Annotated in this window: 13 protein-coding genes; 4 read left to right on the top strand and 9 right to left on the bottom strand. The window is 58.2% G+C overall.

Annotated elements, in window-relative coordinates; genetic code table 11:
* Nucleotides 1–13: 13 nt before the first annotated feature.
* The 3 genes from NHF56_RS15170 to NHF56_RS15160 are packed head-to-tail and all read right to left on the bottom strand — an operon-like array spanning nucleotide 14 to nucleotide 2,879.
* Nucleotides 14–1,078: an iron ABC transporter permease gene (locus tag NHF56_RS15170; protein WP_252806044.1), complete on the bottom strand. Its 1,065-nt coding sequence runs from the start codon at nucleotides 1,076–1,078 to the stop codon at nucleotides 14–16.
* The gene (locus NHF56_RS15165; protein ID WP_252806042.1) at nucleotides 1,075–2,088 is read right to left on the bottom strand and encodes an iron ABC transporter permease; all 1,014 of its coding nucleotides are present in this window, start codon (nucleotides 2,086–2,088) and stop codon (nucleotides 1,075–1,077) included. The genes NHF56_RS15170 and NHF56_RS15165 overlap by 4 nt, the downstream gene beginning before the upstream one ends.
* Nucleotides 2,085–2,879 (bottom strand): ABC transporter ATP-binding protein, encoded by a 795-nt coding sequence (locus NHF56_RS15160; RefSeq protein WP_252806040.1) that lies wholly within the window; start codon nucleotides 2,877–2,879, stop codon nucleotides 2,085–2,087. Before NHF56_RS15160 ends, NHF56_RS15165 begins: the two co-directional genes overlap by 4 nt.
* Nucleotides 2,880–2,989: 110 nt before the next feature.
* Here NHF56_RS15160 and NHF56_RS15155 point away from each other — a divergent pair, with 110 nt between their 5' ends.
* The gene (locus NHF56_RS15155) at nucleotides 2,990–4,294 is read left to right on the top strand and encodes an NtaA/DmoA family FMN-dependent monooxygenase (RefSeq protein ID WP_252806038.1); all 1,305 of its coding nucleotides are present in this window, start codon (nucleotides 2,990–2,992) and stop codon (nucleotides 4,292–4,294) included.
* A gap of 166 nt (nucleotides 4,295–4,460) precedes the next feature.
* Here the strand turns inward: NHF56_RS15155 and NHF56_RS15150 are convergent, their stop codons facing one another.
* The 6 genes from NHF56_RS15150 to NHF56_RS15125 form a co-directional block, all read right to left on the bottom strand.
* The gene (locus tag NHF56_RS15150; RefSeq protein ID WP_252806036.1) at nucleotides 4,461–5,420 is read right to left on the bottom strand and encodes a hypothetical protein; all 960 of its coding nucleotides are present in this window, start codon (nucleotides 5,418–5,420) and stop codon (nucleotides 4,461–4,463) included.
* Complete coding sequence (locus tag NHF56_RS15145) at nucleotides 5,417–6,439, bottom strand: oligopeptide/dipeptide ABC transporter ATP-binding protein (RefSeq protein ID WP_252806033.1); 1,023 nt, start codon at nucleotides 6,437–6,439, stop codon at nucleotides 5,417–5,419. Before NHF56_RS15145 ends, NHF56_RS15150 begins: the two co-directional genes overlap by 4 nt.
* The gene (locus tag NHF56_RS15140) at nucleotides 6,436–8,274 is read right to left on the bottom strand and encodes an oligopeptide/dipeptide ABC transporter ATP-binding protein (RefSeq protein ID WP_252806031.1); all 1,839 of its coding nucleotides are present in this window, start codon (nucleotides 8,272–8,274) and stop codon (nucleotides 6,436–6,438) included. The genes NHF56_RS15145 and NHF56_RS15140 overlap by 4 nt, the downstream gene beginning before the upstream one ends.
* 77 nt (nucleotides 8,275–8,351) lie before the next feature.
* On the bottom strand, nucleotides 8,352–9,296 hold the full coding sequence (locus tag NHF56_RS15135) for an ABC transporter permease (RefSeq protein WP_252806030.1): 945 nt from the start codon (nucleotides 9,294–9,296) through the stop codon (nucleotides 8,352–8,354).
* A 12-nt stretch (nucleotides 9,297–9,308) separates the two neighbouring features.
* Entirely contained in the window at nucleotides 9,309–10,832 is a 1,524-nt protein-coding gene (locus tag NHF56_RS15130; RefSeq protein WP_252806028.1) for an ABC transporter substrate-binding protein, read from the bottom strand.
* A 57-nt stretch (nucleotides 10,833–10,889) separates the two neighbouring features.
* Nucleotides 10,890–12,068: a CaiB/BaiF CoA-transferase family protein gene (locus tag NHF56_RS15125; protein ID WP_252806026.1), complete on the bottom strand. Its 1,179-nt coding sequence runs from the start codon at nucleotides 12,066–12,068 to the stop codon at nucleotides 10,890–10,892.
* A gap of 180 nt (nucleotides 12,069–12,248) precedes the next feature.
* Between NHF56_RS15125 and NHF56_RS15120 the strand changes: the two genes are divergently transcribed.
* From NHF56_RS15120 to NHF56_RS15110, 3 genes are all read left to right on the top strand, one after another.
* Complete coding sequence (locus NHF56_RS15120) at nucleotides 12,249–13,166, top strand: LysR family transcriptional regulator (protein WP_252806024.1); 918 nt, start codon at nucleotides 12,249–12,251, stop codon at nucleotides 13,164–13,166.
* Between the two features lie 444 nt (nucleotides 13,167–13,610).
* Nucleotides 13,611–14,450: a GntR family transcriptional regulator gene (locus NHF56_RS15115; protein WP_252806022.1), complete on the top strand. Its 840-nt coding sequence runs from the start codon at nucleotides 13,611–13,613 to the stop codon at nucleotides 14,448–14,450.
* Nucleotides 14,371–15,408, top strand: a complete 1,038-nt coding sequence (locus NHF56_RS15110) for a BMP family protein (RefSeq protein WP_252806020.1) — start codon at nucleotides 14,371–14,373, stop codon at nucleotides 15,406–15,408. The genes NHF56_RS15115 and NHF56_RS15110 overlap by 80 nt, the downstream gene beginning before the upstream one ends.
* Nucleotides 15,409–15,417: the final 9 nt, after the last annotated feature.

The following is a 15,417-nucleotide window of genomic DNA, read 5'->3' as shown; positions in this document are numbered from 1 at the left end:
TCGTTTGTCCTTTCTAGTGCTTGTGCTTCCTGCTCAGCGCTTGAAGACGCAGGGCAAGGATGAAAAGGGGGACGCCGATAATGGTGAGGCTCAAGCCTATCGGCAGTGGAAGGTCACCGGCCAAGCGTCTGGCAACCGTGTCGGCACCAATCACCAGAATTCCGCCAACCAGACCCGAAAGCAGCAGGCGCGCGCGCCCGCTCGCCGGGGACAGAAAGCCGGCAATATGGGGCGCAAGAACGCCCAAAAATGTCAAAGGTCCGACAGCCGTAACGGCGGCTGCGTTCAAGAATACTGCGAAGATCAGGATGAGGGGACGTGAACGGCCCAGCGGCTCGCCGAGTGCCATGGCCATCTCGTTGCCCAGGTCATAGGTGGAAAGTGCACGGCCCCACAAGAAAATGCCGGCGAAGCTGAGACCAAAGGCAGGCAAAAAAGTTGCAATCAATGACCAGCTTGATTGGAAGAGGGAGCCTGCCAGCCATTGAGAAAGCCCCATTGAGACTTCGCTTGGCGTGTAGAGAAGCATGAGTGTATTGGTCGAAGACAACACCGTTTCCATGGCAATGCCCATGAGCATGATGGCAAGCCCGCTGGAACGTTCTCCACCGACCAGCCAGATCAACAAGAGCGCAACGCACAGCCCGCCCGCCATTGCCGCCCCGGCAACGAGAATTTTGGGGGCGGCGGGTGCCAGAACCATAAGCAGAAGGATGGTTGTCATGGAGCCCTGGCTCAGGCCGAATAGGCCCGGATCGGCAAGGGGATTGCGCGCAATGGACTGCAGGATTGCGCCGGAGATTGCCACACACCAGCCGGCCAGGAATGCCATGAGCAGACGCGGCAGGCGAACCGTCCACAACGCGTAGGCCTGATCGTCACTCAACCCGGAACCGAAAATATTCTGTAGCAGATCGGTCATGCCTGTGCTTGTGGCGCCGGTTTCCACCGCAAGGGCAGCCAATATCAGCGCGACAAGCATCAGGCCGATGCCGGCCAAGAGGTTGTGCAGTCGAATTTCCAAACCGCTTTCGAAGCGGTAGACCACCTTTCGGTCCAAAGCCCTCGTCCACCTCATGTCGACGCTCTGACGCTGTTGGAAAGATAGAAGCGTTTGACAATGACCACGAAAAGAAGCCCGCCCAGAAGATCAAGCAGCGGGCCGGTGTGGAGCACATAGGGCTGAAATGCCTCTCGCGCGATCAGGTCGGCAATCAAGCAGATGCTGGCACCAAAAAGGGCACTGACGGGAAGAGCTCTGGCAAAATGATTGCCGGTCAGGGGCCGAACCATATGCGGAACGACGAGACCTACGAAGCCGATAGGGCCACAAACGGCGACCGCCGAAGCCGTGGCGATGACCGTGGCGGTCAACGCAACGACATAGATCAACCGCACGTTGACGCCGGCGGAGGTTGCCTTTTCCGGGCCAAGCTGGATTAGCGTCATCGGGCGGACGATCGCCAGGAGGACCGTCAAGCAAAGAATGCCGAGCCACCAGAAGGCGCCAAGCCGTTCGAAGTAGACATGATTGATGTTCCCGCTGACCCAGCCGAGGAATTGTGTCCTCAAGCCTGGATCAGCAAGCAGTAGTGCGCTGGTCAGCCCCGCAAAGAACATCGACGTCAATGCGCCGGAGAGGATGAGTGAAAGTCCGCGAGGATCGTTGACCCGGCCTGCCAGTCTGGCAACGAGGAAGCAGGTCAAGAAGCCGCACACGCCTCCCGCCAGCGCTGCTGCACCTTGCGCGAATAGACCAAGATTGAAGAACAGCGCACCGGCAACCACGAAAAATGCGGCCCCGGCGTTGATCCCCAAAGTCGAGGGTGCTGCAAGCGGATTGGCAATCAGTCCCTGCAGCACCATCCCGGAAACCGCAGTCATCGCGCCGGCGTAAATGGCAATCATCGCCCGGGGCATGCGCTGGTAAACGATGACCGATTGTTCGTAGCTTGTCGGGTCGAACTGCGTTATCGCCCTGAAAAAGGCGTCGAACTGCCAGACGCCCGCTCCAAAGGAGAGATTGGCGACGAAACCGCAAAGCAATATCAGCATTGCAGCCAGAAAAACCGGAACGGCTTTCCTCATGCGGTCACCGCCGTTCGTTCGCTCCTGCGCGGCAGGCATACCAGCCGGCCGGCATGGTCAAAAATATCGGCTTCAACATCGAAGGTTCGCCCGACATTGCTTGCGTTTACAACGTCGCTTACCGGCCCGGATGCCAACAGGGTGCCGTCATTCAGCATCACGACATTGTCGGCGAAAGCGGTTGTGAGGTTGACATCGTGCAACACCAGAATGACGGTCTTGCCATGCTCTTCGCTGAGCGATCGCACCAGTTCAAGAACGGCATATTGATATTTGACGTCGAGATGGTTGACCGGCTCGTCCATGAGGATGATATCGGTGTCCTGCGCGAGAACCATGGCAATCCATGCGCGCTGGCGCTGACCGCCTGAAAGCGCATTAACCTGCCTTGAGGCCATACCCTTCAGTCCCACAATCTCCAATGCTTCGCCGAAGAGACGCCTGTCTTTTGCCGATGGCCCCCCCACCAGCGAATAGCGGGAGTATCCGGCAAGCTCTATCAATTCACCAAGCGTCATATAGTCGGGGCAGTGACTTTCCTGTGGCAGATAAGCGACCTGTCTTGCCAACTCACGGCGCTTGATCTTTTCCATCTCACGGTTACCCAAAAGCACTTGGCCGGAAGAAACGGGCAAAAACCCCATGATGGCCTTCAGCAAGGTCGATTTGCCGCAGCCGTTCGGACCGATCAGGGCGGTGACCTTTCCTGGAGCGAAGGCCACCGAAAGGTCCTTCAACACGGGCGTTTGGCCATAGGAGACCTGCAAATTTTTCACTTCAATAAACGACATGGATACCTTTCGTCGGCTCTTGGCCGGGAAATTAAACTAGACTAAAAGAGGAAGCAATTTAAATGTGGAATGCGTTCCGCAATTCGAAGGCGCATATTCGGAAGGTTTTCATGGCTCCGCAAAAGAAGCTGCATATCGGCATGTCCCTGGCTCCAACCTGGCTGAGTGGGGAAGCCTGGAGACGAGAAGACAGCAATGTTGAAGGTCTTTTCTCGAGCGACTTTTATGTTGATATCGCCAAACGCTCCGAGGCTGTGCACCTGGATTTCGTGTTCCGTCCGGATGCCCTGTTTCTGCCGCTTGAGATGATCGAAAACGGATCAGGCTTCGCAAGCCTTGATCCCACGCTGCTTCTGGCGTCGCTCGCGCGCGAGACAACGCATATAGGCCTGCTGTCGACGATTTCGACGATCTTCTTTCCGCCCTATCTGGTGGCGCGCCAGCTTCAAACACTGCACTGGCTGAGCAATGGCCGCGCGGGATGGAATGTCGTGACGGCATTGAACGGACACGACAATTTCGGCCTGGAAAATATGCCGTCTTCACAGGAGCGGTATGACAGGGCTGAGGAATTTACGGCGGTGGTTCGCCAATTGTGGGAGAGCTTTCCCAGCGATGCCCTGAAGCTCGACCGTGGGAGCGGACGTTTTGCCGACCCCGAAAAGGTGAGCGCGATCAATCACGTCGGCGATTATAATCGGGTCAAGGGACCGCTGAACCTGCCGGCATTCGGAAAATCGCCCATACCGCTGGTGCAGGCGGGTGCGTCTGCGCGCGGTCGATCCTTTGCCGCATCGATTGCAGACGCTATTTTTTCGTCTTCCCCAGATATGGAATCCGCGATCGAATTGCGTCGCGACCTGCGCCGCCTTGCCGAAACCCACAATCGCAGCGCAGATTCGGTCAATTTGATGCCTGGCCTGAGCCTCTACCTTGCCGAAAGCCGCAAAGAGGCCGACGATCTCTTCAGGCAAACGCATGCCCGCACGGAGAAGGCCAGAAAGCTGAACACGATCAAGAACTTGATAGGACTTGATCTTGCCGAATGGCCGGAAAGCAGGCGTGTTTCAACGCCTGATCTTCCTCCACCGCTGGCCCAGCCCTACAGCGGTACCCATGCCGAGCTCCTGCGCCGCGCAATTGAGCGCGATCAGCCGACCGTTGCGGAATTGCTTTGGCGTCCTGAGGTCATGGGGTCGGCCCACTGGCAGATCATCGGCACAGTCGACGACGCATTCGAGGAAATCCGCAACTGGGCCGAGGCCGGTGCCATGGATGGCTTCATTCTGCTTCCCGGCGGCTCGGTCACTTCCATGCACCTTGCGCTCGAAAAACTCGTTCCGCGCCTGAAAGATGCGGGACTGTTTCGCGAGCGCTATGCAAGTCCTTATTTCGCTGACCATTTGCGGGCCTGACGTCCGGCATCTGGTGCCACAGAGGGGAAGTCTTGGAAATCACGGTTTTCCGGTCCCGCTTTTCCGATATCCGGTTTTCATTGAGCGCAGACGGCATTGAGGACACCTGGCGCAAACAGAGTGCTGCGATAACCAAAAACATTCTGCTGTTTCCGAAAGCCCTCCTCTACTTGCGCCTGAAAACGAGGGGGCAACCATTCACCCGGTCGGTGATCGAGGCGAGCCAGTCGCCTGCCGCCGCGTCAGTTGCCAGATAAGCGTCCAAAAAGGCCAGCGTAATTTGGAAGACGGCTTCCTTCTGTGCTTGCACGGGCATCTGATCCGGGCGCGCTATGCCGCCGAGATAGTGATCGGCATCGGTCAGCAGCGCCAGATATTTGTCGCCCGGCGGCGCGAATTCATAGGGCTCGACCTTCCAGTGCCAATCCTGACCCTTGGCTCCGCCATCCAGCGTGCCGGTCACATTCAGCATGGGTCCGGTGATTGCACTCCATGATCCTTCGCGAAGACCCTGCTGATCCCGCCCTTGTGCGCTTAGAAGGACTGCTGCGGCAAAGCGGGCATCCTTGAAATTCTGCTTGCCTTTCTGCGGCAGATCAATCTCGGCTCCGGCAAACAGCTGCGATGTATAGGCGCCGAAGGAATGGCCCGTGATCGCGCAGGCAAGCGATGAGGATTGCGACCCGCAGGTTGCTTCCAGGACGGCCTCCATGTGGTCCATCAGTTGCCGCACGATGCGGATTCGTTCCATCCAAAAGTGCGGTGAATGCAGGATCTCAAACATGCGCGCCCGCACCTCGGGCATGTCAGCCCACCGATTGAGATTGCTGGACGGATCGAGACCGAGGCCGGGTTCTGCCGCCGCCACTGCCCCGATCCAGTCCGGGAATGTCGGGTGGACAACGATATAGCCGTGCGCTGCCCAGTGGCTGGAAAGCTCGGCATAATCGTGTCCGCTCGCGCTCAGCCCGTGGCAGAAGACGATAAAGCCCTTCACGTCGCCACGCTCGGGCCAGCGGCAAACGAGCGGCAGCGGCCTATCATCAGTCACACCAGGAAGCCTTAAGTCGGTGCGAATTTCAAAGCCTTGGCCGTTTGCGGCGTGACGGTAAGGGACTTGCGTCATAAAGCTTTGCGCTCTCTCTGTTCGGATTGGCGGACTTGATCGCTGGCATAAAGGAAGCAGTTGGCGACACCGCCGCCATCAACGGGATATGCAGGTGGTGTCTCGGTCTGGCAGCGCGGCATCACCAGCGGGCACCTGTTCTTGTAGGGGCAACCCGTTTCGGCAACACGCTGCGTCTCCTGTGCGGGCGACAGTTTGCGCTGTGCGCGACGAGCGCGCTGCCTGGCCGGATCAAGAAGCGGCACAGCATCCAGAAGCGCTCTTGTATATGGATGCGCTGGAGACTTGTAGACCCTGTCAGATGGTCCTTCCTCGACAATGTGTCCGAGATACATGACCGCAATTCTGTCCGAGATGTGGTGTACCAGGGCGAGGTCGTGGGCGATCAAGAGATAGGCGATGCCGAACTGGTCCCGACGCTCGTAAAGGAGATTGATAATCTGGTTCCGCGTCGAAACATCAAGCGCACTCACAGGCTCATCAAGAACGATGAGCTTCGGCTGCAACGCGAGTGCGGAGGCGATGGCGATGCGCTGCCTCTGTCCACCGGAAAACTGATGCGGATGACGATTGAGATGCTCCTCCTGCAGCGATACCAGCCTGAGAAGTTCGATGGCGCGCGCGCGCCGCTCGACCTTGCTCATTCGTGTGTGAACCCGAAGGGGTTCGGTGACGATATCCTCGACGGTCATGGACGGATTGAGCGAGGAATAGGGATCCTGGAATACAGCCTGGATTTGTTTGCGGACCGGAAGCGGATAGCGGGATCCCAGGGATGCGAGATCGACGTTGTCGAACTTGATGCACCCGGAAGATGCCGGAACCAGACCAAGCACGGTATTGGCCAGAGACGATTTGCCGGAGCCGGATTCGCCCACCAGACCCAACGTTTCGCCGCTGCGAATGGTAAGGTTGGCGCCTTTGACAGCGTGGAAGGACGTTCCGCCGAGGCCGAGAAGGGACCGTTGCCGGTATGTCACCCAGAGGTCGGCGATCTGAAGCAGGGGGCTGTCGCTCATGGTCTTCGCCCCAGATTGAGTTCATCTGCGCGAATGCAACGGACACGCCTTGACGTGCCGACCAAGGGAATACGCGTCTCGCATGCAGACGTCTTGTAATCGCAGCGATTGGAAAAACGACACCCCTGAGGCCAGTTGCCAGGCCGCGGCACGCTGCCGCGGATGGTCGGCAGGGGCGGCTCGCGATCCGAGGCGTGCGGCATGGCGTGCAACAGGCCGCGCGTGTAGGGATGGCGTGGTTTGGCAAACAGGGCATTGACCTCCGCCATCTCCACCATTTCGCCAGCATACATGACCGCGATGCGATCGCAGATGTCGGCGGCAACAGCGAGATCGTGTGTGACGAACAGGATCGCCATGCCATATTCTTCCTGCAGGTCGCGGAACAGATCGAGGATTTCCTGCTGCACGGTGACGTCGAGTGCGGTGGTGGGTTCATCGGCAATGAGCAGGGAAGGATTGCAGCTGAGCGCACGAGCAATGGCAATGCGCTGCGCCATGCCGCCTGACAGTTCGTGCGGGTAGGCTTTAGCCCGTTCCGCCGCCCTTGGAATGCCGACCCGGTCAATGAGTTCAACGGTGCGTTTCCAGGCGTCTTTGCTCGATAGCCCCTTTCTGGTTCGCAGCAACTCGGCAATCTGACTGCCGACCGTGAAGGCAGGGTTGAGGCTGGTAGTGGGGTCCTGAAAGACCATCGCCACCGCGTTGCCGCGCACCTTCTCGATCTCGTTTTGCCTCATGGACGTCAGGTCTTTGCCGTTGAGTACAATTGATCCTTTCGTGGCGCGCAAAGCCGGTCCCATGAGCCCCAGAATGGCCAGACCGGTCATCGTCTTGCCGCTACCGGATTCGCCGACGAGTCCCAGTGTTTCACCGCGCGCGATGCCAAAGGAGAGGTCAGTTATGATCGGCACGCCGGTGTCACCACCCAAGGCGACGTCGAGACCTTCGATCCGCAATACGTCATCGGGCCTTGAGACTGCGGTAGGCTCAGGCGCAGCGGTTGCAGCCGGAAGATTGACGCGGACGGCTGACGCGGGTTGGGGCGCGTCGCCCGCGATGCCGCGGCCGATGGAATCCCGCAAGACATCGCCAAGAAGGTTCACCGACAGCACAGTCAGTATGATAGCAACTCCTGGCGGGATCGACAGGAACCACGCAAGTTGCATAAAGGCAGCAGCCGTGTTCAGCATCGTTCCCCAGCTCGCATCAGGCGGCTGGACACCGAGGCCGATGAAGCTGAGGCCGGCTTCGGACAATAGCACGGCTCCAACGGTCAGCGTGACTTGCACGATCAGCGGTGGGGCGATGTTGGGCAAGATGTGGCGCAGCAGAATTCGCCTGTCGGACGTGCCGATCACCCGTGCCGAACGGACATAGACCTCTTCGCGTTCAGCGAGAACGACGCCACGCGCCAGCCGCAGGAATGAGGTCGAAAAGAGGATTCCGAGTGCGATCATGGCGCGGTGGAGACCGGTACCGAGTATGGCGATAATGACGATAGCGACCATGATGCCGGGGACCGAAACGATGGCTTCCACAATGCGCATCACGACCCAGTCCCACCAGCCGCCGCGGTAGCCGATGAACAGGCCGATGGGCACGCCCAAGAGCACCGCGATTGTGGTTGCCTCGGCCGACGCAATGACCGCGATGCGGCAGCCGTAGATCAGGCGTGAAAGGACATCGCGACCGAGATCGTCCGTCCCGAGCCAGTGCTCGGCAGAAGGGCCTTGCAGCGCATTGATGAGGTTCTGCCTGAGTGGATCATAGGGCGAAATCACGTCCGCGAAGATTGCCATGAACCCGAGCAGAAGAAGGATGAATACAGCCACGGCAGTGATCATTCCGGATGCACTAGGCTTCGGGAGACGAATGAGAACCGTTCGGGAATTTTCGGATGCCGGGATGGTCATGTTGGTCGTGCTTTCGGATTGAGCAGGCCATAGATGATGTCGGTCGCGAGCTGGACGATCACGACAAGCCCAACCATCACGAGAACCAGTCCCTGCAGCATGGGAATGTCCTGTTGACGAACTGCGGCAATGGCCAATGTGCCGAGCCCGTTGATCGCAAATACCTGCTCAACGATCAGCGCGCCGCCCAGAAGAACCGTGATCTGAAACGACAGGACTGCCACCACGGGGACCATGGCATTGGTAAGCGCGTGTTTGAACAGAACGCGACGCGCCGAAAGGCCTTGCGCGCGCGCTGCACGAATGTAGTCCTGCTGCAGCACCCCGACCATTGCCGAGCGAACCTGGCGGGCGATGGCCGCGCTTGAAGCGGTTCCAAGAGCGATCGACGGCAGGATGCTGCTGCGCAGCCATTCCCACGGGGCGTTTGTTATCGGTGTAAAGCCTGTAGCGGGAAACCAGCGCAGATTGACGGCGAATATCGCCACCAGAATGAGGCCGAACCAGAAGTTCGGTATTGCCTGCCCAAAGGTCGCGCCAAGGGTGGCCAGACGATCCACCCATGAGCGCGGGCGCAGCGCTGCCACAACGCCTGCCGATATGCCGACAACGATTGCAATCAGAGCCGAAATCGCGGTGAGCGAGAGAGTGACGGGCAGCCGTTGCATGACCGCATCCATCACGCTGACACTGTTGAAGAATGAGTTGCCCAGGTCCCCCTGCACGGCGCGGCCCAGCCATTGCAGATAGCGCAGGTAGATCGGTTCGTTCAGGCCCATTCTCTCGCGCAGCATTTCGTGCTGCTCGTCCGTTCCAGTGTCGCCGAGAATAAGGTCGACGGGGTCGCTCGGCAGTAGCGAGGTAAACGAGAACGTCAGCACCGAAACGATGAACAATAGTGGCACCAGTGCGAGAAGCCTTTGGAAAATGAGCCTGAACATTGAACCCGCTTGTCAGTCGTTTGCCTTCAGACCGCGAAGATTAATGGAATCCTCACCGTACCGATAGACAACTGTAGGGTTGGCTGCCGTCGCATTCGTGACGCCGATCAGGATCGGAGAGTTTGCCACGAAGATCAGGAAGGCTTCTTCCGCCAGTTTTGCCGCCATTTGGCGATAGGCAGGTCCGCGTACATCTGTGTCCACCGATTCGAGGCCGGCATTGGCTGCAGTGAGCAGTTCATCACCCGGCTTGATGTGGAACGGGTTATAGGCGGCGTCTTCGTATATGTAACGCAGCGCCAGGAACTTCGGGTCCGTGTTGGTCGCCCATACAAGGTTGGTGGCCGGAAAATCCGTGGTGCGGCTGCGCCGTGCAAGGGTACCGGGTTCGACCGGTACGATATTCATCGTGATACCGATTTCCTTGAAAAACCCTGCCAGTGCTTCAAGGCGTGACTGGTAGATCGGGATCGACGGCATATCGAAGGCAAACCCATCGGGAAACGCCGATTTCGCCATGTATTCCTTGGCCTTTTCGACGTCATAGGCATAGGCACCTTCGACATCCGGATTGTGTGCCCAGTGGCCCTTCGGATAGGGCTGGTACGTATCTTCCGACAGACCGAAGAGGATCGCCTTGCCAAATGCGGCGCGGTTTATTGAATGTGCCATGGCCTGGCGCACATTCACGTCGGCGAAGGCTGGCACCTGTGTTCCATTCCGATCGGAAATGATGACATGGTAGTTCAGGCCGCCCGTGTTGCGGATAAGCTTGAGATCCGGCGAGCTGTCGATGATGGCCGACTGCGGGTTGGCAAGCCAGTTGCCCGCGTCGATCTGGCCAGTTTTCAGGGCGTTGAGACGGGCGGTGTCATCCGGAATTTCCCACACTTCGTAACGTTCCAGGCCGATCTTGTCGGGATCCCAATAGAGAGGGTTCGGTGTGTAGACCTGCACCTCGCCTTCACGCGATTCCTGCTTGCTGTGAACATAAGGGCCGGTGCCGATTGGATTGCGGTCGATGGTTGGATCGGCCATAGCTGCCGGCGCCAGCATCATGCCGCCTGTGTGGGTCAGGCTGTCGATGATGGCCGGATCCTTCTCCTTCAGCTTGATCGTGAATGTGTACTCGTCGTTTGCTTCGGCGCTTTCGACGGTCTTGAGACCCTCGATGATCCCCAGTTTGACACCACGGTTTATGTTGTCGGCGGCAACAGCAGCGTTAAACGCTTCGCCATTGCTGAACTTGACGCCTTCCCGAAGTGATATCTTTACATTGAGACCGTCGATCTCGTAGCCGGTCGCCAGAAGTGGAGCCGGTTTGCCGCTGGCGTCCCGTTCGAAAAGCGATTCATAGACGGGACGCAGATAGGGAACGCCGCTGCCGCTCTGCTGCTGCGGGTCCATGGTGATGAGTTTGACCTGTTCGGCATATTTGAAGGTGCCGGATGGGTCGGCATGCGCCGTTGTCATGCCCAGGCTCATTGCCGCGCCCGCCATGAGCGAGACAAACAGCCTTCTCGTAATCGAATTCATTTTATTCCTCCCTCTAGAGCGTCGGGCACTCGTTTGGCTATCCCGACAATTAGCCCATTACGTCGCATCGGCCCGGCGTGGCGGTGTTGATACCGCGCCGGAATTCAGAAGCTTGGTATCCGCGCCGAGTTTCGGAGGCGCATCCAGTGAAGGCGCTCCGATATCGCCCCACCGGAAGGCAGGACCGAGCGCCACCGGCTCGCCTGCAATGCCGATACCCGGAGTCTTTGGATAGAACTTGGTCAGGTACTCGCCGAGATCACGTACTTTTGAAGACGGCACGCCGTTTTCGTTCAGCGCCTGCTCCAGCGTCTCGGCGTTCATAACCGCAAAGGCAGCAGCCAGTTCGCTGCGCAATTCGCTTGTCGCTGCATTGGCAAGGAACGCGCCATCCCCGAGTCCGCCAGGAACGTGGGGCGGCTCTGCCAATTGCGGTCGGCCAAGCTTGGCGCAAAGCGTTCTGAATTGCCCCATCGTGTTTGCGGCCACAGATATGTGCCCATCAGCCGTTGCGAAGGTTTCGGCACCCGGGCTGCCAACAAAGCCCCGATTGCCGACGCGGTCTGGTGCCTTGCCGGTGGCAATCGTGTTGGCCACAGGACCCGACATCAGCGCCAGCGCGCAATCGATCATGGAAACGTCGAGCGTGATCGGCGAAGTGTCGCCGCGCAGCCGGCGAATGATCGCTGCCATGATGGCCTCGGCGGCACTCATGCCAGTTGCAATGTCGATCACGGGAAACCCGACCTTGACCGGCATATCGTCTGTGTCGCCGCCTTGCAGTGCCATCATGCCGGTGGCAGCCTGGATGACATGGTCGTAGGCCCCACGCCCACTGTTGGGGCCGTGCTGTCCCCAGCCGGAAATCGAGCAGTAGATGATGTCGGATCGGATCGCCGTAATGTCATCCACGCCGAGCCCATGGCGTTTGGCAACGCCCGGCCTGAAGTTTTCCACCAAAATGTCACAAGTTGCCGCAAGCTGCAGAATTGCGTCCCGTCCCGCATCGGTCGCAAGATCGGCGACAACCGATTTCTTGCCCGCATTGAGAGCGCGGAATCCAGGTGGCAAACCGTCCATTTCCGGCTGCATGTCCAGCGCCCTCATCGGATCGCCACTGCCCGGCCGCTCGACCTTTATCACCTCCGCACCGAGGCAACGGAGATGATGCGTGGCGCACGGGCCGGCAAGCACGTGGGTAAGATCGAGCACTCGAAACCCCTCGAGTGGTAGCATGCGGGTCTCCTGTCTTTGTGCGCCTGATGGCGCGTCCACCGATACTTGCGTGCAAGACGCAACCGATGGGGCTCCTCCCAGAGCCGCAATTGCAAACACTAGAGGAGATAAAGCTATTAGCGGTAGTTATATTTCCTAAGGTCTGTGTTACAGTTTTCTTAAATCTGTTGGAGGAGCGATATGGATCTGAGACAAATTCGCTATTTCGTGGCGGCATGTGAGGAAGGCTCGTTGAGCGCGGCTGCGGACCGGTTGAACTGCACGGCCTCGGGTGTCAGTCAGCAGATGAGCGCACTGGAGGCGCGGCTGCGGACCAGCCTCTTCGAGCGCACGCGCCGTGGCGTCAATCCCACGCCCGCCGGGTGGCGCTTTTACAACCGTTGTCTGGTTGTTCTCAAAGCCGTTTCTGAGGCGGAGATGGAGATTGAGGACTTTGCCTCCGGATTGAGCGGTTCGGTTTCCGCCGGCTTTGCGCCCGGGCTCGCCAGGGCTGTGTTGCCTGCTGCCCTCGCACGTTTTGTGCGCGAATATCCGGGTGTCGAGGTGGAGATCGGGAGCGGTACGGCGGATGCGCTCGTCGCAGAAGTATCCGGCGGCGGGCTCGATTTTTATGTCGGACAGTTTGCAAAACCGCAGGTCGGTCTGACGGCGACCGCCATTGGAAAATACCCGGTGGCGTTGATTTCGGGATCGCGCCGCGGTCTGACGCCAATGAAGCCCATTCGGCTCAACGATGTCGGGCCGTTGAAATTGTCTGTCCCTTTTGCCACCCACAGTCTCCGCCCGAAGATCGATGCCGCCATTCGCAATGGTGAAATTCAGGTGGAACGGACCATTTCGATTGCCAGCCTTTCGACCGGCCTCGAATTCCTGGCGCTTTCCGAGTGGTCAACCATCCTGCCTTACTGGATTTGCCTGAAGGAACTCGGCAATGATCGGGTGACGGTTAATCCCATCGTGGAACCTACGCTGGATGTCGAACTGGCACTTATTCATTCCACCCAGCGCCCACTGACCAAGGCCTCCCGCCAGCTCCACGGCTATTTTCATCAGGAGCTTCAGCGCAGCAGTGAGGAATGGCAGCGCATGACCGCCTAGCTGTCGGTTTTAAGCTCTTGTTATGCCGGAAGTCGTGACAGATCTTTTTTTCCGATTGCCGCCAGGGATTATCTGCCCGCCGGCATGTCTTATGAGGGACCACGGCAGCTGACGCCAGATCGCAAGAAGTGGCATTTTTGACCATGGAGAAAGCCTGGACGGGAAACAATCATGGCCCAAGAAATGAACGCGTGCGGCCTCTCCGAACGCGCGGGGTGAGCCGCAGCATTGTGGTTTGATCCGTCCATTTCGCTGCGTGGAAAAGCTCAAGTTGACGATCCACTGTTGATTGCTCGCGCTCAAGCGATTTCCACTCTGAGTGGCGGCGTCATAATATTTCTATGAAAAAACAAATGCATAAGAAATTTTCGGAAGGGGGAAAAATGCCACTTGTCGTTTCGCTTGAAATATGTACAGTTGACTGGACAAATTAAAGGTAACCTGATGGCCAAGCTTCTTGAGACTGGAGAGCCCTATTACCGCCAGATCGCAGAGCGGCTCCGCGATATGGTGGAAGAACTGCCTTCGGGGGAGCGCCTGCCAAGCGAGCCGGCGCTGGCCAAGAGTTTCAAGGTCAGCCGTTTCACTGTCGCAAAGGCGGTGGAGCAGTTGGTCAACGATGGGCTGATTTATCGTCGGCAGGGCAGCGGGACGTTCGTTGCCGAAGCACCGTTGAGACGTCAGCCCGGTTATCTGCTATCCTTTACGGAAGCGGTTCAGGCTGCTGGCCACGCTGCCACCCACAAGGTACTCGAGTTCCGGCCCATTGAGTGGATGCCCGGCTTTCCCTACGACAAGGACGAACCGCTGCTTTTGCTCGATCGTCTGAGGTTTGTTGATGGCGTCGCCGTCGCACGTCATCATTCGATCATCTCGGCCAGGATCGCTGAGCGAATTGGCCTCACGCAAGCTGTCGTCGGTTCGGAAAATTTCTCGCTTTACAGCCATTTCGAAGACCATGACCTGAAGGTGACTTCAGCCAACGAACGCCTGATCGCTCGCCTTGCGAGCCAAGAAGAGGCAAGTCTTCTCGGTCTTTCGAAAAATTCTGTCGTTGTTTCCGTCAACCGCCGGTCGTTTGCGGCGGATGGAACGACGCTTGATGCCGTCGATGCAACGTACGACGCGCGCCACTACTCTTACGAGGCTCGGCTCACACGGGAGCCGGACCAGGGGAACCAAAAAACAAATAAGGAGTACGGAAATGAAAATCACAAGCATGACTCTGATGGCCACAACGGTCCTCGCCTCGGCCCTTGGGGCAGCGACAGCGGGCGCGGCTGATGTGAAACCGGCAGCCCTGGTCATTGCCCAGGGCGGATTGGGCGACCAGTCTTATAATGACCTTGCATACGAAGGTTTCAAACGTGGGCTCAAAGAATCCGGTATCGATGGCAAGCCAGTGGAATCGAAGGATGTGGTTGCGCAGGCGACAGATATTTTGCGCCGCGCCGCTGACGCCGATTTTGGCCTCGTCATTGATCTTGAATATTCGCATGGCGAGCCGATGGTCGAGGTTGCCAAAGATTATCCCGACACGACATTTGCTATTCTCAATCAGGTTCAGCCTGGAGACAATATCGTTTCCGTGCTCTTCCAGGAGCAGGAAGGTTCCTACCTTGCAGGTGTGCTGGCCGCTCAGGTGACAACCGATACCTCGATCAAAGGTATCAACGACAAGCCGATCATCGGCGTTATCGGGGGAACCAAGTCGGCAGGTATCGACAAGTTCATCGCGGGCTATATTGAGGGCGCCAAATCGATCAATCCCGATATTGAAGTCAAAGTTGCCTATTCCAACAACTTCGGAGATCCGGCCCTGGGTGCGCAGATGGCGAAGGCCATGTACGAAGAAGGTGCCGACATCATCTATCAGGTCGCAGGCGGCACTGGAGCCGGCGTGATACAGGCCGCCAAGGAAACGGGCCACTATGCGATCGGCGTGGACGGCGATCAAGACGGGGTGGCACCTGGCAATGTATTGACCTCGATGATCAAACGTACGGACGTTGCGGTGGAAAATGTAGTCAAGGACTATGCCAAGGGTGATCAGCTCGGCGGCAAGACGCTTGCCTTCGGTCTCAAGGATGACGGCGTCGGCCTCTCGCCGATGACATACACCAAGGACCTCATTCCTGCATCCTATCTGGAAAAAGTCGAGCAGGCGAAGGCCGACATCATCTCCGGCAAGACCAAGGTGTGGAACGTGGTGGACCAGGGCTACCCGGACTATCTCAAGTAAACCTGAAAC

The sequence above is a fragment of the Rhizobium sp. L1K21 genome, from assembly GCF_024055895.1.
Taxonomy (GTDB): domain Bacteria; phylum Pseudomonadota; class Alphaproteobacteria; order Rhizobiales; family Rhizobiaceae; genus Ensifer_A.
Note: the sequence above shows the minus strand (reverse complement) of the source record. Positions and strands in the feature narration are given on the sequence as shown.

What these genes read in the sequence shown, in the direction of transcription:
- NHF56_RS15145 (WP_252806033.1), bottom strand. Translation starts at nt 6,439, where the DNA reads ATGAGCGACAGCCCCCTGCTTCAGATCGCCGACCTCTGGGTGACATAC.
- NHF56_RS15130 (WP_252806028.1), bottom strand. Translation starts at nt 10,832, where the DNA reads ATGAATTCGATTACGAGAAGGCTGTTTGTCTCGCTCATGGCGGGCGCG.
- NHF56_RS15110 (WP_252806020.1), top strand. Translation starts at nt 14,371, where the DNA reads ATGAAAATCACAAGCATGACTCTGATGGCCACAACGGTCCTCGCCTCG.
- NHF56_RS15135 (WP_252806030.1), bottom strand. Translation starts at nt 9,296, where the DNA reads ATGTTCAGGCTCATTTTCCAAAGGCTTCTCGCACTGGTGCCACTATTG.
- NHF56_RS15125 (WP_252806026.1), bottom strand. Translation starts at nt 12,068, where the DNA reads ATGCTACCACTCGAGGGGTTTCGAGTGCTCGATCTTACCCACGTGCTT.
- NHF56_RS15160 (WP_252806040.1), bottom strand. Translation starts at nt 2,879, where the DNA reads ATGTCGTTTATTGAAGTGAAAAATTTGCAGGTCTCCTATGGCCAAACG.
- NHF56_RS15115 (WP_252806022.1), top strand. Translation starts at nt 13,611, where the DNA reads ATGGCCAAGCTTCTTGAGACTGGAGAGCCCTATTACCGCCAGATCGCA.
- NHF56_RS15155 (WP_252806038.1), top strand. Translation starts at nt 2,990, where the DNA reads ATGGCTCCGCAAAAGAAGCTGCATATCGGCATGTCCCTGGCTCCAACC.
- NHF56_RS15150 (WP_252806036.1), bottom strand. Translation starts at nt 5,420, where the DNA reads ATGACGCAAGTCCCTTACCGTCACGCCGCAAACGGCCAAGGCTTTGAA.
- NHF56_RS15120 (WP_252806024.1), top strand. Translation starts at nt 12,249, where the DNA reads ATGGATCTGAGACAAATTCGCTATTTCGTGGCGGCATGTGAGGAAGGC.
- NHF56_RS15170 (WP_252806044.1), bottom strand. Translation starts at nt 1,078, where the DNA reads ATGAGGTGGACGAGGGCTTTGGACCGAAAGGTGGTCTACCGCTTCGAA.
- NHF56_RS15165 (WP_252806042.1), bottom strand. Translation starts at nt 2,088, where the DNA reads ATGAGGAAAGCCGTTCCGGTTTTTCTGGCTGCAATGCTGATATTGCTT.